Here is an 18,968-nt window from a genome sequence, read left to right as displayed (position 1 = left end):
CGCTTCGACAAAGCTGTCGGACCCGTCACAGTGCCCATCCAAGTCGTCAAAGCCCTTGACCTTTCCCCCGCCGATATCGCGCGGTGGATGGAGCTGCAGCGTAGCCAGGCGCGGCTGGACTCGCCGTTCCTGTCGCCGCACTGGGCCGTAGCGGTCGCCCGCGCCCAGGGCGACAAGGGCGAGGCCGTCAAGGTCGCGATCGTGCGCGGCGCCGAGGGCGAGGCCCTGGCCTTCCTTCCAGCCCGCATCCGCCAGGGCGTGGCCATGCCGGCCGGCGCTCCGATGTGCGACTATCAGGCCCTGGTTTCGGCCCCGGGCGTCGCGGTCAATCCGCGCGACCTGCTGGCGGCTCTGCACGCCTCGCGCATCGACTTCTGTCACATGCTGGCCGACGACGAGACCCTGGCCCGCCACGGGCGTGGCCAGGCGGACTCCTGGATCATCGAACTGCCAGACGGCTACGAGGCCTACGCCGGCGAGCGCAAGGCCGCCAATGTCGGCGTGCTCAAGGACATCGACAAAAAGCGCCGCAAGGCCGAGCGCGAGGTCGGGCCCTCGCGCTACACGGCCATGTCGGAAAGCCGCGGCGACTTCGACCAGCTGATCGCCTGGAAGCGGGCCCAACTGCTGGCCACCGGCCAGACCGACCTCTTCAAGACGCCCTGGGTCAATGACCTCGTCGAGGCGCTGTTCCAGAACCGCGCCCCCCACTTCGGCGGCGGGCTCTACACCCTGCATCTGGGAGACCAGCTGGCCGCCGTGCACCTGCACCTGCGCGGTGAGCACACGCTCCACGGCTGGCTGATCGCCCATAATCCAGAGCTCGAGCGCTATTCGCCCGGCATGCTGCTGTTTCAGGACATCCTGAAGAGCATGGACGGCACGGACTATTCGCGTCTGGACCTCGGCACCGGCGACTACCGGTTCAAGCGTGAGCTGTCCAACGCCCGTCAGACGGTGGTGTTCGGCTTCCTGGGCTCGCCCTCGCTGCCGACCCTGGTCCGCCACGCCGCCTACGGCATGCGCAGCGTCGCCGAATCCCTGCCGCTGGGCCGGATCTCCGAAATCCCCGGCAAGGCCATGCGCCGCATCGACCTGCTGCGCGGCCTGCACTAGCGGGTCCGCGAACCTCGTCCTTCGACAAGCTCAGGATGAGGTTCTCTATCGACAGGCCTTTATTCTGATCCTCACCCTGAGCTTGTCGAAGGGCTAGGATCACGCGCTTAGTGGACAGCGTTGATCCGCATGGCCCGCGGATCAACCGAACCGGCCGCCCAGGCTCGGGTCCAACCGTATTTCAGCTCGCCCTCGCGGAAGGCGAAGCGGTCCAGGTGCTTGGCCACCACGTCCTCAAGCCGGGCCAGGCCTTCGAGGTCGGCGGCCTCGACGGTGATGTCGAGGCCATCGGGATGAGCAACCATCCGGCAGGTTCCCAACGGCAGCGGGAACAGGGCCGAGGTCTCGTCATAGGCGACCTCGAACCTGTGGGCCCAGTGCTTGGCCAGCTGGGTCATGTAGCGGGCCGCCTTGTCGGTGGCGACGCGAGCGTGGCTTTCCATCGCCGTTCGTCCCCTAGATGGTCTCGATGACCGCCGCGGCGTCGTCCATCGCCTTGGCGATGGCCGCGATCTGCTCGGCGCTCAGCTGGCCGCCGTGCAGCTTGAGCCGCAGCGCGGTCTTGAGGTTCTCGCGAGCCCGCATGATCTGCGGCGAGAAGGCGGCGCTGGCGGACGCGGCCTCGGCCATGCGCTCGAACAGCGAGCGGACGGGGGCGTCGTTGCTGGCCAGGAACGCCTCGCCTTCCGGCGTGATCGTGTAGAGCTTCTTGCCGCCGCCGGCGTCGCTGGCGGTGACGTAGCCCAACTCTTCCAGCAGGGTCAGGGTCGGATAGACCACGCCGGGGCTGGGCGTATAGGCGCCGCCGGCCGCGGTCTCGATGGCCTTGATCAGCTCGTAGCCATGACTGGGCTTCTCGGCGATCAGCTTGAGAACCACGAAGCGCAGGTCGCCATGATCGAAGAACCGGCCCATACGGCCGCCGCGACCGCGCGGGCCGCCATGATGACCGGCGGGACCGCCGTGGAAGCCGAAGGGATGACGGCCGTGATGCTCGTCGGCGTGGCCGCGCCAGTGACCGCGGTGATGGTGATGTCGTCCAAACATTGTGTTTTTAGATCCTGTTTCGTTATATCGGATTTATAGATATATCGGATTGCGACTAGGTCAAGAGCTATTTTCGATATATCTGATTGTATCGGAGAACCCGGCGGCGCGGCGCCGCCCTTTTCGTGGCCCGCCGCTTCAAGTCAGGGCGATTTGAAGCAAGGCCGACCCAACGTGGCCGAAATACAACGTAATCAGTCTTGATACGGATTGCGGCGTGAATACATGCCGGCGTGTAGACGCAGGAGCACGGGCTTGAACGACCAGGATAACGGCCTCCGCCGCAGGGCGACCGGTCGGCGTATCGCCGCCATGGGGCTTGCCGCGGCCGCCAGCCTGGCGACGTTCTCGCCGGCCCTCGCTCGGGAACAGGGCGTTAAGGGCCAGTCGGTCGGAACCACCGCGAACGTCGAGGCGGCCAACGATCCGCTGGAAGGCTTCAATCGGGGCGCCTTCAAGCTGGGCATGGGCCTGGATCACGTGATCCTGGCGCCGATCGCCCACGGCTACATGGCGGTCACGCCCCGCGTGGTCCGCAACCGGGTCAGCTCGGCCGTCTATAATCTGGGCGAGCCGAACACCGTCATGAACATGGTGTTGCAAGGAAAGCCCAAGCGCGCCATGCGCTCGACCACCCGCTTCGTGGTCAATTCAACCTTCGGCGTCCTGGGCCTGTTCGACGTCGCCGCCAAGATGAACCTGCCGCGTCGCGACTCCGACTTCGGCCAGACCTTCGGCAAATGGGGCGCCAAGCCCGGGGCCTATCTCTATGTGCCGCTGATGGGTCCGCTGAATGTCCGCGACGGCGTCGGCCGCGCGCTCGACTTCGTCACCGACCCCGTCTCGCTGTATGTCGGCGGCCTCTCCACCGACTTCGGCAAGGCCCGTACGGGCGCGACCATCGTCGATCTGCGCTCGAACACCGACCCGGCGTTCCAGGCCTTGAAGGACGCCGCCGACCCCTATGTCACCACCCGTTCGGCCTACACCCAGTATCGCGAGGCCTTCGTCCGCGACGCCACGGGCGACGCCGAGGTGCTGCCCGACTTCGACGCGCCGCCCCCGGAAGCTCCGCCTCAGGACGCTTCACCCGCGACGCCCAAACCATGACCGGTAAGACCATGACCAACACCCCCTCCACCCGGCGCGGCGCCAACGCCGCGCTTTTGGCGTTCTTCGGGGCCGTCGCGATCGGCGGCCCGGCCCTGGCCCAGAACAGCGCGCGCGACGCCGGCGCCGAGGCCTTCGTCCAGGCCAAGGCCCAGCGCGTGATCACCGTTCTGGCCAACAAGAGCATGAGCGACGCCCAGAAGACCCAGGTCTTCCACCAGGCGGTGGACGAGTTGGCCGACGTGCCGCGCATCACCAACTTCGTTCTGGGCAAGTACGCCCGCACCATCACGCCTGAGCAGCGCGCGCGCTTCACGCCGGTGTTCCGCACCTATGCCGAGAACGTCTATCAGAGCCGCATCGACGACTATCGCGGCGAGCAGCTGAAGGTGGTCGGCTCGGTGGTCAACAAGCCGGGCGACGTGACGGTCAAGACCGTGATCTCGGGCGGCCAGATCACTCAGCCCCTGCCGGTCTCCTGGCGCGTGCTGGGCGGCGGCCAGACCTGGAAGGTCGTCGATGTCCAGTTCAAGGGGATCTGGCTGGCCATCACCCAGCAGCAGGACTTCGTCTCGACGATCGACAACGCCGGCGGCAACATCGACGTGCTGATCAATCAACTCCAGAAGGGCGGCTCGGCGCCTTCTGGCCGTCGCAAGTAGCGACGGGACGACACGTTAAGGACCAAGGGGATTTGGCATTGCGCGAACAATGGGCCGAGACAGCCATGGGCGTCGTCGTCCTCGCCCTGGCGGCGGGGTTCCTGACCTATTCGCTGAGCGTGGGCGGCGTCCACATGAAGCGCGGAAACTATGAGATCAACGCCAAGTTCGGCGAGGCCGGTTCGCTGGCCCCGGGCGCGGCGGTGAGCGTGGCCGGCGTCAAGGTCGGCACGGTCTCGCAGATCACGCTGGAGCCGAAGACCTTCTTGGCCGTGGCCAAGCTGAGCATCGACCCGACCGTCAAGCTGCCGTCGGACTCGACCGCCAAGATCACCAGCGACAGCCTGCTGGGCGGCGCGCACGTCTCGATCGCGCCGGGCGCGGCCATGGACGACATCAAGCCGGGCGGCCAGATCGAGAACACGCAAGGCGCCGTGGACATCTTCGGCCTGATCGGCTCGGTGATCCGTCCGCAGGGCGGTTCGGATGCGGCGGCCTCGTCGGACGCACCCGCGCCGGACGCCTCGCAGCCCGCCGCGAGCTACTGACATGGCCGCGGCCGAGGCGACCCGGCAGGTCGCCCCTCGTTCTCTTGCCAACCCCGTCCGGGCTCTGGGTCGCTCGACACTGGCCGCCGTGCGCATGGTCGGGTCGGTCGGCGTCTTCGCCGTGCGCGGCGTCGCCGCCGCCCTGACCCCGCCCTGGTTCCTCGGCCAGCTGTGGCGCCAGTTCGTGGCCATCGGCTTCTTCTCGCTGCCGGTGGTGGGCCTGACCGCCATCTTCACCGGCGCGGCCCTGGCCCTGAACATCTTCACCGGCGGCGGGCGCTTCAACGCCGAGCAGGTAATGCCGCAGATCGTGGCCCTGGGGATCACCCGCGAGCTGGGCCCGGTTCTGGCGGCGCTGATGCTTGCCGGCCGGGTCTCGGCCGCCATCGCCGCCGAGATCGGCGCCATGCGGGCGACCGAGCAGATCGACGCCATGCGCACCCTGTCGACCGACCCGTTCCGCTATCTGGTCGGCCCGCGCCTGCTGGCCGGCGTCCTGATGACGCCGCTGCTGACCGCGGTGGCCGACACCATCGGCGTCGCCGGCGGCTGGCTGGTCGCCACGCGGGTGCTGGACTTCAGCTCGGCCGTCTACATCCGCAACACCATCGACTTCCTGCAGAGCTGGGACATCGTCTCGGGCCTGATCAAGGCCGCGGTGTTCGGGTTCATCGTGGCGCTGATGGGCTGCTACCACGGCTACAACGCCAAGGGCGGTGCGCGGGGCGTCGGCCGGGCCACCACCCACGCGGTGGTCTCGTCGGCGATCCTGATCTTCGGCTCCGACTACCTCCTGACCACCCTCTTCACCCACGCCTCATGACCGACGTGACCCCGAAACTCGCCTGGAAGGGCGTCACCAAGCGCTTCGAGGGCCGCGCGGTCCTCGACGGACTCGACCTGTCGGTCGCGCCAGGCCGGTCGCTGGTCATCATCGGCGGCTCCGGCCAGGGCAAGTCGGTGACGATCAAGACCGCGCTCGGCCTGATGCGCCCCGACGCCGGCAAGATCGAGCTGGACGGCAAGAACACCGTCACCCTGTCGGAGGGCGCCCGCCGCAAGCTGTTCTCCCGCGTCGGCGTGCTGTTCCAGGGCGCGGCCCTGTTCGACAGCCTGACCGTCTGGGAAAACGTCGCCTTCCGCCTGATCAACGCCGACGGCGCGCCGCGCAAGGAGGCCAGGGAAAGGGCGATCGAAGCCCTTGAGCAGGTGCGTCTGTCTCCCGACGTCGCCGATCGCTTCCCGTCCGAGCTGTCGGGCGGCATGCAGAAGCGCGCGGGTCTGGCCCGCGCCGTCGTCGCCCAACCCGAGATCCTGTTCTTCGACGAACCGACCACCGGCCTGGACCCCATCACGGCGGCGGCGATCAACGAGCTGATCTCCCACCAGGTGCGGCGCCTGGGTTCGACCGCCGTGTCGATCACTCACGACCTGGCCTCGGCCCAGACCATCGGCGATGAAATCGCCATGCTGCACGGCGGCAAGATCATCTGGCGCGGGCCGGCCGCCGAACTGCGCACAACCGACAATCCGTATGTCCGCCAGTTCGTCGAAGGCCGCGCCGAGGGTCCGATCTCGCACGCGGTCTAGTGTCCCGATTCCGAAGTTCGCAAGCGCTTGTGGCAAGCTCCGACGAACTCCAAATCCAGCACACTAGGATGTCGCGCGCCGCCACGCCGGCGGCGCGTTAAGCTTCGGTTTCTCGCAGGGTCTCGGCCAGCAGCCGCCCTTCGACGCCACGGCTGGAGCCTGCCCGCCAGGCCACCACGATCTCGCGACTGGGATGCTCGGTCGCCAGGGGACGGATCGTCAGCGCGGTCTTGTCGGTCAGGCCCGCGTGCACCGCCATGGCCGGCAGGAACGAGACGCCCAGGCCCGAGCCGATCATCTGCACCAGGGTCGGCAGCGAGGTGGCGGCGAAGGTCTCGTCGTCGCCGACGCCGCGCGGCGGCTCCAGGCCGCAGGCGGCCAGGGCATGGTCGCGCAGGCAGTGGCCATCTTCCAGCAGGATCAGGTCGTCGCCGCGCAGGCTGTCGGGATCGACCCGGGTCGAGGCGGCCATCGGGTGGTTGGCGGGCGCGGCGGCCAGCAGTTCGTCGTCCTCGACATGAGCCCAGTCCAGGCCGGACATGTCGTAGGGCAGGGCGATCAGCGCCGCGTCCAGCGCCCCGCTCTTCAGGGCCGCGATCAGCCGCTGAGTCAGGTCCTCACGCAGGAACAGCTTCAGCTTCGGGAACCTGTCGCGCAGGACGGGCAGGGCGCGCGGCAGCAGGTACGGAGCCACGGTCGGGATCACGCCCAGGCGGAAACGACCGGCCAACGGCTGGCCGGCGCCGCGCGCGGCCTGCACCAGGTCCTCGGCCCGCGCGAGGATATCCTCGGCTCGCCGCACCGCCTCCTGGCCGGCGGCGGTCAGGATCACGCCCGAGCGCGCGCGATCGACCACCGACGCGCCCAGGATCTTTTCCAGTTCCTGGATGCCGGCCGACAGGGTGGGCTGGGTGACATAGGCGCTCTCGGCGGCCCGGCTGAACGAGCCGTGCTCCGAGAGGAGTTTCAGATACTGCAGCTGGCGAAGGGTCGGGAGAAGCATGGCCTAGATATAGGCGTGATCTATCGGAAAGCCAAAAACTATCGATTGGCTATCTGATCGGTCAGCGCATACCTCTGTCTCGCGGTGAAGTTCCGGCGTGTCTCCCCCCACCGACGCCGGGCCCCAACCCGTTGAACCCGGTCCGCCCGCGTCTCCCCCTCCCAGCGGCGCGGACCGGGACGAACCTTTCCCGCGATGCTAAGCCCGCTCCAGATCTCACGGAGCGTCCCCATGTCGATCGAGGCCCTACGCGCCCAGCTGCCCGACTACGCCAAGGATATCGGGACCAATCTGGGCGCCCTGGCCGGCGAGACCGTGCTGAGCGACCAGGCGCGCTGGGGCTGCTTCGTCGCCAGCGCCTGCGCGGTCGGCGAGCCAGAGACCCTGAAGGCGATCACCATCGCCGCGCATGAGGCCAACATCTCGTCCGAGGCCTTCACCGCGGCCAAGACCGCCGCGGCGATGATGGCCATGACCAACGTCTATTTTCGCGCCGTTCACCTGATGAAAGCGCCCGAATACGGTGCGTTGGCCTCGCGTCTGCGGATGAACCGCCTGACCCATTCCGGCGTGGCGGCGGTCGACTACGAACTCTGGTGCCTCGCCGTGTCGGCGATCAACGGTTGCGGCGCCTGCCTCGAAAGCCATGAGACGGAACTGCGGAAGCGCGGCGTGGCGCCCGTCCAGGTCCAGGCCGCCCTGCGCATCGCCGCCGTGGTTCACGCGGTCGGCCGGGTGCTGGCGGTCGAAACGGTGGATCGTCCCCAGTTTTCGGGGTTCTGAGGCCCATGCGCGACGCCAGGTCGCGGCGTCCGCCCCTCGACATTCACCTTGCCAATAAACTAAGTTGTTAACCTCTGGGTAAGAGATTCGCGGCGTCCGCAAGGCGACTTTTGAAGTCGCGCTGGGGCCGCACGGGGTGAAGGTGGGCGATATGAGACTGCTGTCGAAGAATCCTCGCGATAACAAGAACGGCAAACCGGCCGTTCTGGGTGAAGAGGCCCGGGTCGAGGCCGTACAGCACCAGATCGAATCCACCCAGGCGATCGGCCAGCGCTACGAGACCATTCACGGCGGTCTCGACAGCATCGGCCGCGTGATGGAGCACCTGAAGGCCATCGAGCCGCTGATCGCCGAGATCCGTGGTCCGGTCGCCCAGGAGTTCGAAGCCCGCCGCGCCGAACACGCCGAGCTGATCGCCCTGCGCGCCAACTACGAGCACGCCCAGCGTCAGGTCACCCAGATCCAGGCCGAGGAACGCGAGGTCAGCGCCCGCCTGGCCGCCGCCGAAACCGCTCTTGGAGAGTCCGACGCCCGCCGCCAGACCCAGGACGCGGCGCTGGAAGACAACGCCCTCGAAATCGACCGCCTGCGCAACGCCCTGCTGCAGTCGGATCTGAAGGTCTCCAGCCTCGACGCCAGCCTGCGCGACTCCACCGCCCGCATCGAGCACCTGGTGCAGGACGTCGAGGGCCTGCGCCTTCAGGCCCAGGACATCGACACCCGCCGCGGCGACGCCGAGGCGGCGCTCGCCCGCGCCAACCAGGACAACGCCCTGCTGGGCGACGAAGTCTCGACCCTGAAGAAGCGTGTCGACCAGGCCGGCCTGGACGTCGCCCGTCTGTCGCGCATCGAAACCGACCTCGAGGCCCAGCTGGCCGGCGAGCGCGCCCGCGTGCAGGCGATCGAGAACGCCCTTTCGGCCCACCAGACCGACAGCGGCCGCACCATCCGTAACCTGGAAAGCCAGGTCGAGGCGGCCCGCGCCGAGATCTCGGCCCTGCAGACCCGCCTGGAGACCGCCACCGGTCGCGCCGACAAGCTGGAAGAGATGAACGGCCAGATCTCGGCTCGTCTCGCCGAATCTTCCGCGCACCAGAAGGCGGTCGAGCGCCGCGCCGGCGACCTCAACGTCGCCCTGGAACGCGCCCTGGAACGCATCCGCACGCTGGAGGAGGATTCCGAAGGCCTGCGTCAGCGCCACGCCGGTGTCGACACCGCCCGCGCCACGGCGATCGAGCGCGCCGACCAGCTGGCCAAGAGCGCCGTCGCCCAGGAAAAGGCGATGAAGCGCGCCGAGGAACGGGCTCAGCAACTGCGCACCCGCCTCGACGGCATGCAGGAAGCCCAGGACCAGCTCCGTCGCGAACACGAGGACAAGGTCGCCGAACTCCAGGCCACGATCGAGCGCCTCACCTCGGAAGCCGCCCTGGCCGAAGGCGCCCTGGAAGCGGCCCGCCGCGACCGATCGCGCCTGCAGATGGCCCTGCTGGGCGCCTCGGACGACGGCATGGCGGAAAGCGCCTAACTCAGACGTCCGATCTCCCCGGCGTAAAGCCGGGACCCAGATGCGAAAGCGCCCGCGTTCCAGACAGGATCGCGGGCGTTTCTGCGTTCGCCTCACAGCCCTGCGATCCAGGCCCCGGCTTTCGCCGGGGAGATCGGAGGAGGGCGGGCTACTTCGCCTCCGCCGCCGCCTTCAGCCCGGCCACCTGCTGGCCTAGCACCCCGTCGACGGGCGCGGCGATCTTGTCGAGCCCGCCCTTGAAATAGCCGCCGACATCGTAGGTGACGGTCACCGTCGTCTGGCCGTCCTTCTCGGCGAGCAGGAAGGTCAGGGCCCCGCTGGCGCCGGAGCTCTGCAGCGGACCGAGCGCGCCGACCAGCACCAGCTTCGTCCCAGGCGCGGCGTTGACCGTGGTCATGTGCAGCGCCGAGCCGCCGTTCGGCAGCCGCTCGCAGAAGCAGCCGCCCGAGGCCGCGCCCAGCGACAGGTTGGCGGCCGAGCCCGACCAGGTGTGGGCCGAGGCCCACCATTTCGCAGGCTGCACCAGCGTCGCCCAGACGGCGCTGGCTGGCGCGGCGATCACGACCTGATGCCTGACCTCGAATCCGTTGGGCTGGGCGTCCGCGACCTCGGCCCGCGCCGAACCGGCGGCCAGCAGCGCCAGGGCGGCGGCGATCATCGTCTTCATGTGAGGTCCCTCCCCGCCCGAGGTTGAGGGCAGGGGCGGGCAGGCGTCAACGATCCCCTACTCGACGGGCGAACTCACCGTCGCGCCGCCAGCCTTCAGCCGGTCCAGCACGCCGTTGGCCGGCAGCAGGAAGCCGAGATCGACCACCGCCACCGTGACGCCGGGACGCTTCAGCGCGTCGGTCATGGCGTCCGTCGTCTGGTCGACACCCTTCTCCAGCAGGGCTGGCCCCCCCGGCGCGCGCAGCAGGCAGCGCTGGGCGCCGCTGGCGCGGTAGCGGGCGCGCACCGAGCCGAGGTCGCCCTGCGCCCAATCCTGGCCGATCGTGGTGGAATGGGCCCCGTCATAGGCGATCTCGTCCAGCGCCACCCGCAGACAGTAGAGCTGGTCCTCGGGCGAGAGCTTGGAGACGATCGAGGTCACCGCGCTCATCCGGTACTGGCCGACCGACTTGACCTTGAGCTTGCGGGCCTTGGCCATGCGCTCGACCGTGCTGACCGGCTTGGCTTCGGACAGGCCGGCCGCCTGGCGGAAATCCGACAGCAGCAGGAAGCCGGCCACGCCCGGCTTCCAGTTCTTGTACTCGCCCGCTCCCTTGCGGGCCTGGTTGCGGGACTCCACGAAGCGCGCCTTGAGGTCGGGCGGCAACTGGTCTTCCAGGTTCTTGCCCATCGGCTGGCGCAGCCCGCCGCCGAAGCTGAGGATGAAACCCGCCGCCTGGGTGACGCCGACCGCCGCCTGAGGCGGGACCAGCACCAGGCTGGCCTTGTCCAAGGCCCTGTTCAGGCGCGGGCTTTCCCATTTCAGCTGATGGGGCAGGGGCGCGGCCGAGCCGAGGATATAGAGCTTGGCCCCGTCCTTCTCGACCAACCAGATCGCCGGCCCCTTGGGCTTGGCCACCACGGTCAGTTCGGCGACCACCGCGCTCTCGTCCTGAGCCGGGGCCTGGCCGATGTCGACCACGGGCGGAGAAGGCGCGGTCTGGGCGAGGGCAGGGGTGGCGAGGGCCAAGCAAAGGGCCAGAGGTACGAGCTTGGACGCAGCCATAGATACTCCTTCAGCCCCCCAGCCCATTTAGCCCTTCTCCCGTGGCGGGAGAAGGGCTTGGGTCAGGCGCCTAAGCCCCTGCCGGGACCGGGAAGCCGCGCTTGCGCATCAGGGCCCCGATCTTGACGTCGCGGCCGCGGAAGGCGCGGAACTGGTCGACAGGGTCGACCGCGTTGCCCTTCGACATGATCGTCTCGTAGAGGCGCTTGGCGGTCGGCTTGTCATAGAAGCCGCCGGGCGCCTGCTCGAAGGCCTCGGCGACGTCGGCGGTCAGGGTGTCGGCCCACAGGTAGCTGTAGTAGCCGGCCGAATAGCCGTCGCTCGAGAACACGTGGCCGAACTGCGGCGTGCGGTGACGCATGACGATCTCGTGCGGCATGTTCAGCTTGGCCAGCTCCTCGCGCTCGAACTTGTCCGGATCGATGTCGACGTCGCCGGCCAGGTGCAGCTTCATGTCGATCAGGGCGCTGGACAGGTACTCGGTCGTGCCGAAGCCCTCGCCGAACTTGCCGGCGGCCTCGATCTTGTCGACCAGGGCCTGCGGAATCGGCTTGCCCGTCTGGTAGTGCAGGGCGAACTGGTTCAGCACCTGCGGCGTCGGCAGCCAGTGCTCGTTCAGCTGGCTGGGGAACTCGACATAGTCGCGCGCCACGTTGGTGCCCGACACCGACGGATAGGCAGCGTTGGCGTTCAGGCCGTGCAGGGCGTGGCCGAATTCGTGGAACAGGGTGACGGCGTCGTCCCACGAGATCAGCAGCGGCTCGCCGGGCTTGCCCTTGATGAAGTTGGAATTGTTCGAGACGATCGTGGTGATCTCGCCCTTGAACCGCTCCTGGGTGCGGTAGGCGTTCATCCACGCGCCCGAGCGCTTGCCCGGGCGGGCATAGGGGTCGAAGTACCACAGGCCCACATGCTTGCCGGCGCGGGTCACCTCATAGACGGTGATGTCCTCGTGATAGACGGGGATGCCGTCCAGCTTCTGGAACTGGAAGCCGTAGAGCTGGCCCGAGGCCCAGAACATGCCCTCGCGCAGCTTGTCCAGCTGCAGGTACGGCTTCACCTCGTTCATATCGAGGGCGTACTTCGCCAGGCGGACCTTCTCGGCGTAGAAGCGGTAGTCCCACGGCTCCAATTTGAAACCGCCCCCCTCCTTGTCGATGATCGCCTGCATGTCGGCCACGTCGATGGCGACCTGGGCGATGGCCGGGGTCCACACCGCCTCCATCAGCGCCATGGCGTTCTCGGGCGTCTTGGCCATGGCGTTCTCGAGGCGCCAGTGGGCGTGGGTCTTGTAGCCCAGCAGCTTGGCGCGCTCGACGCGCAGCTTCAGGATCTTGCTGATGATGGCGTTGTTGTCGGTCGCCCCGCCGTTGTCGCCGCGATTGACGAAGGCGCGCCAGACCTTCTCGCGAGCCGAGCGGACCGGCGAAGCCGCCAGGAACGGGTCGACGCTGGAGCGGGTGTTGACGACGACGAACTTGCCCGGGAGCTTGCGCGCGGCGGCGTTCGAGGCGGCGGCGTCCTTCAGGCCCTGGGGCAGGCCGGCGAGATCGGCGTCGGAAAGTTCGATCCAGGTGCTTTCATCGGCCAGCAGGTTCTGGCTGAACTTGGTGTAGAGGCCGGCCAGCTCGGTGTTGATCGCGCCGACGCGGGCCTTGGCTTCGGGCGACAGCTTGGCGCCCGAGCGCACGAAGTTGGTGTAGTAGATCCACAGCACGCGCTGCTGTTCCGGCGTCAGCTTGGCCTTGTCCGGCGACGTGTAGACGGCCTCGATGCGGGCGAAGAGAGCGGCGTTCTGGTTGACCTTGTCGCCGTGGGCCGAGAGCTTCGGATCCATCTCCTCCTCGACCTTCTGGAACTCCGGCGTGCTCATGGTCGAGCCCCAGACGCCGTAATAGGTCGAGACGTCGTTCAGCATCCGGCCGGCGTCTTCCAGCGCGCCGATGGTGTTGTCGAAAGTCGGCGCGGCCTTGTTGGCGGTGATCGCGTCGATCTCGGCCAGGTTCTTGGCCATGGCCGTTTCCAGGGCCGGCTTGAAGTCGGCGACCTTGACCTTGTCGAAGGCCGGCACGCCGCCATAGGGGCCGACCCACTTCTGGGTCATCGGATTGCTTCCCGAAGACGTATTGGCTTGGGCCATGGACAAACTCGGATTGAGGGCGACGACCGCGCCGGTGGCGGCGGCCGAGGCCAGGAATGTACGACGTTGCACGGAGTGTCTCCGGTGAAGATTTGGAAGCGACCCTAACAAGGTTCCGGGGCGTGTCACATGACAGGCGCGTAACCTTTCAGGAACCGCGCCCCGTCCGTGGACGGCGCCCGCTTTGGGGACTAAAGCTTGGCCCATGATCGGCGTCTTCGACTCCGGCGTGGGCGGCCTTACGGTCCACCGCGCCCTCGTGCAGCGTCTGCCCCAGGCGGACTTCACCTATCTGGCCGACCAGGCCCACGCGCCCTATGGCGTGCGCACCGGCGAGGACATCGTCGAGCTGACCAAGGCCGGCTGCATCCGCCTGTTCGACCGCGGCGCCAGCCTGGTGGTCCTGGCCTGCAACACCGCCTCGGCCATCGCCCTGCGCCGCCTGCAGCAGACCTGGCTGCCGGGCTACCGCAAGGACATCGACCGGCCGGTCAACATCCTGGGCATCATCGTGCCGACCATTGAGAAGGCCACCGGCCTGCCGTGGGAGCACGAGGCCGAGCGGCGCGGCGAGAAGGTCGAGCAGCTGGACATCCTGGGCGTTTTCGCCACCCAGGCCACGGTCCGCTCGCGCGTCTACGAAATCGAGATCGACAAGCGCAAACAGGACCTGGCGGTGTTCTCCGAGGCCTGCCCGGAGCTCGTGCCCCTGATCGAGGGCGACGCCTCGGTGGTCGAGCTGGCCAAGGCGGTCGAGAGTCACGTCGAGACCCTGAAGACCCGCATCGGCCGCTATCCGCACCGCGTGGTGCTGGGCTGCACCCACTACGAGATCATCGCCGACCTGTTCCGCGCCGCCCTGCCGGCCGGCACGCCGCTGATCCAGCAGCCCGAAGCCACGGCCGACGCGCTGGAGCTCTATCTGCAGCGCCATCCGGACTATGCCACGGGAACCAAGGGCGGGCGGGTATTCCTGACCACCGGAACGCCGGGACCGCAGAACGGCCTGGTTCAGGGGTTCTGGGGTGGCCCGGTGACGTTCGAGGCGGCCTGAACATTGCCCGGATAACGCCCTGCGTCCTGGCGCATCCGCGACGTTGTGAATCATGTCCTGACGAACGCCGTAAACGCCTCTTAACGCTCTTCGGGCACAACATCGCGGTTCGACCCATTCTGAGGGTCAGACGACGAAGTTGAGTTCGGAGACTTTCATGGCGCGAGCCGCGCGGCGATCCACGACGGAGCTCCTCTGGGATGCGATCCGTTACGGCTGGGTCCAGCCCTGGACCGCCCGGTTCCGGGGCGGGATCATCACCGTGATCGGGGCCGTCCTGCTGCTGGCCATCGCCACTTACAACGCCACCGACCCCAGCCTGAACGCCGCCACCGGTGAGCCGGCCCGCAACGCCCTGGGCGCGCCCGGCGCGGCGATCGCCGACCTGTTGATGCAGTCGTTGGGACTGTCCGGCTGGGGCGTGGCCCTGTTCATGCTCGTTTTCGGCGTCACCCGCGTGGCCCAGGCCGACCCGGACGCCGAGCGCAAGGATCTGCGCCAGCGCGCCCTTGTCGGCGCCCTGGGCCTGCTGGCGCTCTCCGCCACCCTCGCGGCTCCGCCGCCGCCGGCGATCTGGCAGCTGGAGAAGGGCCTGGGCGGCTTCTGGGGCGACGCCCTGCTGCACATGGTGGCCGGAGTCCTGCGCTTCGCCCACATTCCCGGCGCGACGATCGTCGCCGCCATCCTGTTCGCCGTCGCGGCCATCGTCGCCCTGGGCTTCGCCATCGGCGTGCGCGAGGTTGATCCCGACGCCATCCACAGCGCCGTCAGCAACGCCCTGCAACCGCGGGTCCGCGCCGAGCCGGAACCGATGCCCGAGCCGGCCCCCAAGCCGGCCCGCGCCAAGAGGGAAAAGGCCGAGGCCCCGCCCCAGCGCGAGCGGCCGGGCCGCCTGCCGCCGATCGACGCCGATGACGACGAGGCCGTGGTCGCCGCTGCGCCGACCCCGGTGTCGCAGCGCGCGACGGAGCGCGCCTACACCCCGCCCCCGCAGGACGACGAGGACGCCTTCGAGGACTCGCTGGACGCCCGCCCGATGGCGATCGCCAAACCCAAGACCGTACCCAAGGAATCGGGTCGCGAGGCGCGCGAGCAGCAGAAGGCCTTCGATTTCGACGACGAGGCGGGCTTCCAACTGCCGGAGCTGGCGATGCTGGCCAAGTCCAAGCCACGCTCGTCAGAAGTCGACGCCGCCGCCCTGCGCCAGAACGCCCGCCTGCTGGAAAGCGTACTCGCCGAGTTCGGGGTGAAGGGCCAGATCGACCAGATCCGTCCCGGCCCCGTGGTCACCATGTACGAGCTGGTGCCGGCGCCTGGCGTCAAGACCGCCCGCGTCGTGGCCCTGGCCGACGACATCGCCCGCTCGATGAGCGTGATCTCGTGCCGCGTGGCCGTGGCCCAAGGCCGCAACGCCATCGGCATCGAGATGCCGAACTCCAAGCGCGAGACGGTCTATCTGCGCGACCTGCTCTCGAGCGCCGACTACGAGAAAGCCAGCCAGATCCTGCCCATGGCCCTGGGCGAGACCATCGGCGGCGAACCCTATATCGCCGACCTGGCCAAGATGCCCCACCTGCTGATCGCCGGCACCACCGGCTCGGGCAAGTCGGTCGGCGTCAACGCCATGATCCTGTCGATCCTGTACAAGCTGCCGCCCGACAAGTGCCGCTTCATCATGATCGACCCGAAGATGCTGGAACTGTCGGTCTATGACGGCATCCCGCACCTGCTGGCGCCCGTGGTGACCGATCCGAAGAAGGCCGTCGTCGCCCTGAAGTGGACCGTCCGCGAGATGGAGGACCGCTATCGCCGCATGTCGAAGATCGGCGTGCGCAACATCGGCGGCTACAACGAGAAGGCCAACGAGGCCCTGGACAAGGGCGAGCACTTCGAGCGCACCGTCCAGACCGGCTTCGACGACGCTGGCCGGCCGATCTACGAGACCGAGCAGATCCGTCCCGAGGCCATGCCCTATCTGGTCGTGGTCATCGACGAGGTCGCCGACCTGATGATGGTGGCCGGCAAGGACATCGAAGGCGCCGTCCAGCGCCTGGCCCAGATGGCCCGCGCCGCCGGCATCCACCTGATCATGGCCACCCAGCGCCCCTCGGTCGACGTCATCACCGGCACCATCAAGGCCAACTTCCCGACCCGGATCAGCTTCCAGGTCACCAGCAAGATCGACGCCCGCACCATCCTGGGCGAGCAGGGCGCCGAGCAGCTGCTGGGCCAGGGCGACATGCTCTACATGGCCGGCGGCGGCCGCATCACCCGCCTGCATGGTCCGTTCGTCTCGGACGGCGAGGTCGAGCAGGTCGCCAAGTTCCTGCGCGACCAGGGCATTCCGCAATATCTGGAAGAGGTCACCGCCGGCGGCGACGAGGAACAGGAAGAGGCCATCGAGGGCGCGTTCGCCGGCGAGGGCGGCTCCAACGACCTCTACGACCACGCCGTGGCCGTGGTCACCCGCGACCGCAAGGCCTCGACCAGCTACATCCAGCGCCGCCTGCAGATCGGCTACAACCGCGCCGCCTCGCTGATGGAGCGGATGGAGAAGGAAGGCGTCGTCGGCGCCGCCAACCACGCCGGCAAGCGCGAGATCCTGGCCCCGCCGCCACCGCCCATGTAATTTCTACTCCGCTCTCCCCGGCGAAAGCCGGGGTCCAGATCGAACCCAGAGCGCCCTTCGTCGAGCCTCGGCGGAGGGCGCTTCAACATCTGACGCTCAGGATGAATCTGGGCCCGGCTTTCGCCGGGGAGAGCGGGATGAGGGGAAACCTTGGCCGTTTGGACGCGTTCCCAGCATCCCAACCTGAACGGCGCTTCATCGGGGCGCCGGAAAATGGCCTCGCGGCGGCCTTCGCGCGGGCCAAGGTTGAGGCTAAGGAGATCGCATGACCACTCGCCGTATTCTTCTGGCGGCCGGCCTGGCCGCCGCCATCGCCTCTCCGGTTCTGGCGCAGGACGCCAAGCCCGTCCCGGCCGCCTTGACCACCGAACAGAAGGCCCTGCTGGACAAGGCCACCGCCTATATCCAGGGCCTGGGCTCGGCCAAGGGCCGCTTCGTGCAGACCGACGCGCGCGGGACCCAGACGCAGGGCGCCTTCTACATGCAGCGCCCGGGCAAGGCGCGGTTCGCCTATGACCCGCCCGCGGGCCTGCTGGTCGTCAGCAACGGCAATAATGTCAACATCTTCGATAGCCGGCTGAAGACCTATGAGAGCTATCCGCTCAGCAAGACTCCGCTGAACCTGCTGCTGGCCCGCGAGGTGCGCCTGGATCGCGGCGTGACCATCACCGACATTCGCCCGCTGGCCGACGGCTTCACCATCGTCGCCCAGGACGCCAAGCGCCAGGCGCTGGGCCGGATCTCGATGGACTTCTCCAATGCGCCGGTCGGCCTGATGGGCTGGACGGTCACCGACATCAAGGGCGGTCAGATCCGCGTGCGGCTGATCGATTTCGCCGAGACCTCGGACCTCGATCCCAAGCTCTTCGTGCTGACCGACCCCCGCCGCAAGGTCGGCAAACCCTAGCGCTGCCGAAATGTGACATTCTCACAACAGGCAAGAATCAACCTGATCCAGGGTTGACTTAAAGTTTTGAAGTGGCATATTTAACACGCATGGCGATGAGCGACCGACCCGCTCTTCGCAAACCGTGCCGGATCCTATCCCCTCCCGGCGGCGGCATGAGAGACTAGACTTTCGCCCCAACGCCCCTGCGTTGGGGCGTTTTTCTTTAGGAACGCCGGCCTGCGGCCGGCTGGGGCCCTGCGCTAGGGCGTTTTTCTTTTACAGCTCGCGTTTCCACGTTAGAGCCGTCGGATGCGCCTCCGTATCGCCACCTGGAACGTCAATTCCGTCCGCCTCCGCGCTGAACAGGCCGCCCGCTTCGTCGACGAGCAGGCGCCGGATGTCCTGTGCATGCAGGAGATCAAGTGCCAGGAGGGCGAGTTCCCGCGAGAGGCCTTCGAAGCCATGGGCCTGAAGCACCTCAAGATCGCGGGCCAGAAGGGCTGGCATGGCGTGGCCATCGCCTCGCGCCTACCGTTCGAGGATGTCCCGACCCTGATGAACTGTCGCGAGGGCCATGCCCGGTGCGTCGCGGTCAAGGTGGCCGGCGTCGACATCCAGAACTTCTACATCCCGGCCGGCGGCGATACGCCTGACCGCATCGGCAATCCGAAGTTCGACCACAAGCTGGACTTCTACGAGACCCTGACCGCCGCCCTGAAGAAGCGCGACCCCAAAGCGCCGCTGATCGTCACCGGCGACCTCAACATCGCACCAGGCGAGAACGACGTCTGGAGCCACCGCCAGATGCTGAAGGTGGTCAGCCACACCCCGGCCGAGCTCGAGGCCTTTGACGCGATGATAAAGTCGATGGACCTGCTGGACCTGCCGCGCCTGGCGACGCCGGAGCCGGAAAAACTGTTCTCCTGGTGGAGCTATCGCGCGGCCGACTTCCGCAAGTCCAACCGCGGCCTGCGCCTGGATCACATCCTGGCCAGCCCCGGCCTGCGCGACGCGGCGATCGTGGACGGCAAGGTCTCCTCGCGGGTCCACGACACCGTCCGGGAGTGGGAGCGACCCAGCGACCATGCCCCGGTGACGGCGGATTTGCGGCTGTAGGGCTGTCGTCGCGTTTCCGACCTAGCCAAAAGTACTATTTCC

The 18,968-nt window shown here is 68.0% G+C and carries 18 protein-coding genes and 1 pseudogene; 12 read left to right on the top strand and 7 right to left on the bottom strand.

Annotated elements, in window-relative coordinates; translation table 11 throughout:
- Positions 1-30: 30 nt before the first annotated feature.
- On the top strand, positions 31-1,116 hold the full coding sequence (locus tag AC1RJ9_RS07265; RefSeq protein WP_492838903.1) for a GNAT family N-acetyltransferase: 1,086 nt from the start codon (positions 31-33) through the stop codon (positions 1,114-1,116).
- 13 nt (positions 1,117-1,129) lie between these two features.
- Here AC1RJ9_RS07265 and AC1RJ9_RS07260 read toward each other — a convergent pair.
- The 3 genes and pseudogenes from AC1RJ9_RS07260 to AC1RJ9_RS07250 all read right to left on the bottom strand — a co-directional run.
- A pseudogene (locus AC1RJ9_RS07260) lies at positions 1,130-1,209 on the bottom strand (hypothetical protein); the annotation flags it as partial.
- 14 nt (positions 1,210-1,223) lie between these two features.
- Complete coding sequence (locus AC1RJ9_RS07255) at positions 1,224-1,559, bottom strand: DUF2218 domain-containing protein (protein WP_492838904.1); 336 nt, start codon at positions 1,557-1,559, stop codon at positions 1,224-1,226.
- 13 nt (positions 1,560-1,572) lie between these two features.
- Complete coding sequence (locus AC1RJ9_RS07250) at positions 1,573-2,163, bottom strand: PadR family transcriptional regulator (protein ID WP_492838906.1); 591 nt, start codon at positions 2,161-2,163, stop codon at positions 1,573-1,575.
- A gap of 225 nt (positions 2,164-2,388) precedes the next feature.
- Here AC1RJ9_RS07250 and AC1RJ9_RS07245 point away from each other — a divergent pair, with 225 nt between their 5' ends.
- Genes AC1RJ9_RS07245 through AC1RJ9_RS07225 form a run of 5 tightly spaced genes read left to right on the top strand, consistent with a single transcriptional unit; the run spans position 2,389 to position 6,073 of the window.
- Positions 2,389-3,273, top strand: coding sequence for an MlaA family lipoprotein (locus tag AC1RJ9_RS07245; protein WP_492838908.1), 885 nt, complete (start codon positions 2,389-2,391; stop codon positions 3,271-3,273).
- The gene (locus AC1RJ9_RS07240) at positions 3,270-3,935 is read left to right on the top strand and encodes an MlaC/ttg2D family ABC transporter substrate-binding protein (RefSeq protein WP_492838910.1); all 666 of its coding nucleotides are present in this window, start codon (positions 3,270-3,272) and stop codon (positions 3,933-3,935) included. The genes AC1RJ9_RS07245 and AC1RJ9_RS07240 overlap by 4 nt, the downstream gene beginning before the upstream one ends.
- 32 nt (positions 3,936-3,967) lie before the next feature.
- On the top strand, positions 3,968-4,483 hold the full coding sequence (gene mlaD, locus AC1RJ9_RS07235; protein WP_492838911.1) for an outer membrane lipid asymmetry maintenance protein MlaD: 516 nt from the start codon (positions 3,968-3,970) through the stop codon (positions 4,481-4,483).
- 1 nt (position 4,484) lies between these two features.
- Positions 4,485-5,306 (top strand): MlaE family ABC transporter permease, encoded by an 822-nt coding sequence (locus AC1RJ9_RS07230; protein WP_492838913.1) that lies wholly within the window; start codon positions 4,485-4,487, stop codon positions 5,304-5,306.
- Positions 5,303-6,073, top strand: coding sequence for an ABC transporter ATP-binding protein (locus tag AC1RJ9_RS07225; RefSeq protein ID WP_492838915.1), 771 nt, complete (start codon positions 5,303-5,305; stop codon positions 6,071-6,073). Before AC1RJ9_RS07230 ends, AC1RJ9_RS07225 begins: the two co-directional genes overlap by 4 nt.
- Positions 6,074-6,170: 97 nt before the next feature.
- Here AC1RJ9_RS07225 and AC1RJ9_RS07220 read toward each other — a convergent pair whose 3' ends face one another.
- Positions 6,171-7,076: a hydrogen peroxide-inducible genes activator gene (locus AC1RJ9_RS07220; protein WP_492838917.1), complete on the bottom strand. Its 906-nt coding sequence runs from the start codon at positions 7,074-7,076 to the stop codon at positions 6,171-6,173.
- A 231-nt stretch (positions 7,077-7,307) separates the two neighbouring features.
- Between AC1RJ9_RS07220 and ahpD the strand changes: the two genes are divergently transcribed.
- Together ahpD and creS are read left to right on the top strand one after the other, a co-directional pair.
- Positions 7,308-7,859, top strand: a complete 552-nt coding sequence (gene ahpD / locus AC1RJ9_RS07215; protein ID WP_492838919.1) for an alkylhydroperoxidase, AhpD family — start codon at positions 7,308-7,310, stop codon at positions 7,857-7,859.
- 151 nt (positions 7,860-8,010) lie between these two features.
- Positions 8,011-9,384: a crescentin gene (gene creS / locus AC1RJ9_RS07210; RefSeq protein ID WP_492838921.1), complete on the top strand. Its 1,374-nt coding sequence runs from the start codon at positions 8,011-8,013 to the stop codon at positions 9,382-9,384.
- A 148-nt stretch (positions 9,385-9,532) separates the two neighbouring features.
- Here creS and AC1RJ9_RS07205 read toward each other — a convergent pair whose 3' ends face one another.
- From AC1RJ9_RS07205 to AC1RJ9_RS07195, 3 genes are all read right to left on the bottom strand, one after another.
- Positions 9,533-10,051 carry an SRPBCC family protein gene (locus tag AC1RJ9_RS07205; protein WP_492838923.1) on the bottom strand — a complete coding sequence of 173 codons (519 nt, stop codon included), beginning with the start codon at positions 10,049-10,051 and terminating at the stop codon, positions 9,533-9,535.
- A gap of 57 nt (positions 10,052-10,108) precedes the next feature.
- Positions 10,109-11,098, bottom strand: coding sequence for a TraB/GumN family protein (locus tag AC1RJ9_RS07200; RefSeq protein WP_492838925.1), 990 nt, complete (start codon positions 11,096-11,098; stop codon positions 10,109-10,111).
- A gap of 70 nt (positions 11,099-11,168) precedes the next feature.
- A complete protein-coding gene (locus tag AC1RJ9_RS07195) occupies positions 11,169-13,310 on the bottom strand; it encodes a M3 family metallopeptidase (protein WP_492838927.1) in 2,142 nt (713 codons plus the stop codon).
- A 133-nt stretch (positions 13,311-13,443) separates the two neighbouring features.
- Here AC1RJ9_RS07195 and AC1RJ9_RS07190 point away from each other — a divergent pair, with 133 nt between their 5' ends.
- The 4 genes from AC1RJ9_RS07190 (at position 13,444) to AC1RJ9_RS07175 (ending at position 18,926) form a co-directional block, all read left to right on the top strand.
- Entirely contained in the window at positions 13,444-14,292 is an 849-nt protein-coding gene (locus AC1RJ9_RS07190; protein WP_492838929.1) for a glutamate racemase, read from the top strand.
- Between the two features lie 139 nt (positions 14,293-14,431).
- Entirely contained in the window at positions 14,432-16,921 is a 2,490-nt protein-coding gene (locus AC1RJ9_RS07185; RefSeq protein WP_492838931.1) for an FtsK/SpoIIIE family DNA translocase, read from the top strand.
- A 265-nt stretch (positions 16,922-17,186) separates the two neighbouring features.
- Positions 17,187-17,828 carry an outer-membrane lipoprotein carrier protein LolA gene (locus AC1RJ9_RS07180; RefSeq protein WP_492838933.1) on the top strand — a complete coding sequence of 214 codons (642 nt, stop codon included), beginning with the start codon at positions 17,187-17,189 and terminating at the stop codon, positions 17,826-17,828.
- A gap of 291 nt (positions 17,829-18,119) precedes the next feature.
- On the top strand, positions 18,120-18,926 hold the full coding sequence (locus tag AC1RJ9_RS07175) for an exodeoxyribonuclease III (protein WP_492838935.1): 807 nt from the start codon (positions 18,120-18,122) through the stop codon (positions 18,924-18,926).
- Positions 18,927-18,968 lie beyond the last annotated feature (42 nt).

This window comes from Caulobacter sp. GW822-FHT07D08 (genome assembly GCF_058798735.1).
The sequence above is the reverse complement of the archived record's forward strand: the minus strand, read 5'-3'. Positions and strand labels throughout refer to the sequence as shown.

Bases quoted from the DNA above. Each gene is read 5' to 3' on its own strand.
- AC1RJ9_RS07240 (WP_492838910.1), top strand. From the start codon at position 3,270: ATGACCGGTAAGACCATGACCAACACCCCCTCCACCCGGCGCGGCGCC.
- AC1RJ9_RS07225 (WP_492838915.1), top strand. From the start codon at position 5,303: ATGACCGACGTGACCCCGAAACTCGCCTGGAAGGGCGTCACCAAGCGC.
- AC1RJ9_RS07230 (WP_492838913.1), top strand. From the start codon at position 4,485: ATGGCCGCGGCCGAGGCGACCCGGCAGGTCGCCCCTCGTTCTCTTGCC.
- AC1RJ9_RS07220 (WP_492838917.1), bottom strand. From the start codon at position 7,076: ATGCTTCTCCCGACCCTTCGCCAGCTGCAGTATCTGAAACTCCTCTCG.
- AC1RJ9_RS07205 (WP_492838923.1), bottom strand. From the start codon at position 10,051: ATGAAGACGATGATCGCCGCCGCCCTGGCGCTGCTGGCCGCCGGTTCG.
- AC1RJ9_RS07250 (WP_492838906.1), bottom strand. From the start codon at position 2,163: ATGTTTGGACGACATCACCATCACCGCGGTCACTGGCGCGGCCACGCC.
- ahpD (WP_492838919.1), top strand. From the start codon at position 7,308: ATGTCGATCGAGGCCCTACGCGCCCAGCTGCCCGACTACGCCAAGGAT.
- AC1RJ9_RS07255 (WP_492838904.1), bottom strand. From the start codon at position 1,559: ATGGAAAGCCACGCTCGCGTCGCCACCGACAAGGCGGCCCGCTACATG.
- AC1RJ9_RS07190 (WP_492838929.1), top strand. From the start codon at position 13,444: ATGATCGGCGTCTTCGACTCCGGCGTGGGCGGCCTTACGGTCCACCGC.
- creS (WP_492838921.1), top strand. From the start codon at position 8,011: ATGAGACTGCTGTCGAAGAATCCTCGCGATAACAAGAACGGCAAACCG.
- AC1RJ9_RS07180 (WP_492838933.1), top strand. From the start codon at position 17,187: ATGACCACTCGCCGTATTCTTCTGGCGGCCGGCCTGGCCGCCGCCATC.
- AC1RJ9_RS07175 (WP_492838935.1), top strand. From the start codon at position 18,120: ATGCGCCTCCGTATCGCCACCTGGAACGTCAATTCCGTCCGCCTCCGC.
- AC1RJ9_RS07245 (WP_492838908.1), top strand. From the start codon at position 2,389: ATGCCGGCGTGTAGACGCAGGAGCACGGGCTTGAACGACCAGGATAAC.
- AC1RJ9_RS07200 (WP_492838925.1), bottom strand. From the start codon at position 11,098: ATGGCTGCGTCCAAGCTCGTACCTCTGGCCCTTTGCTTGGCCCTCGCC.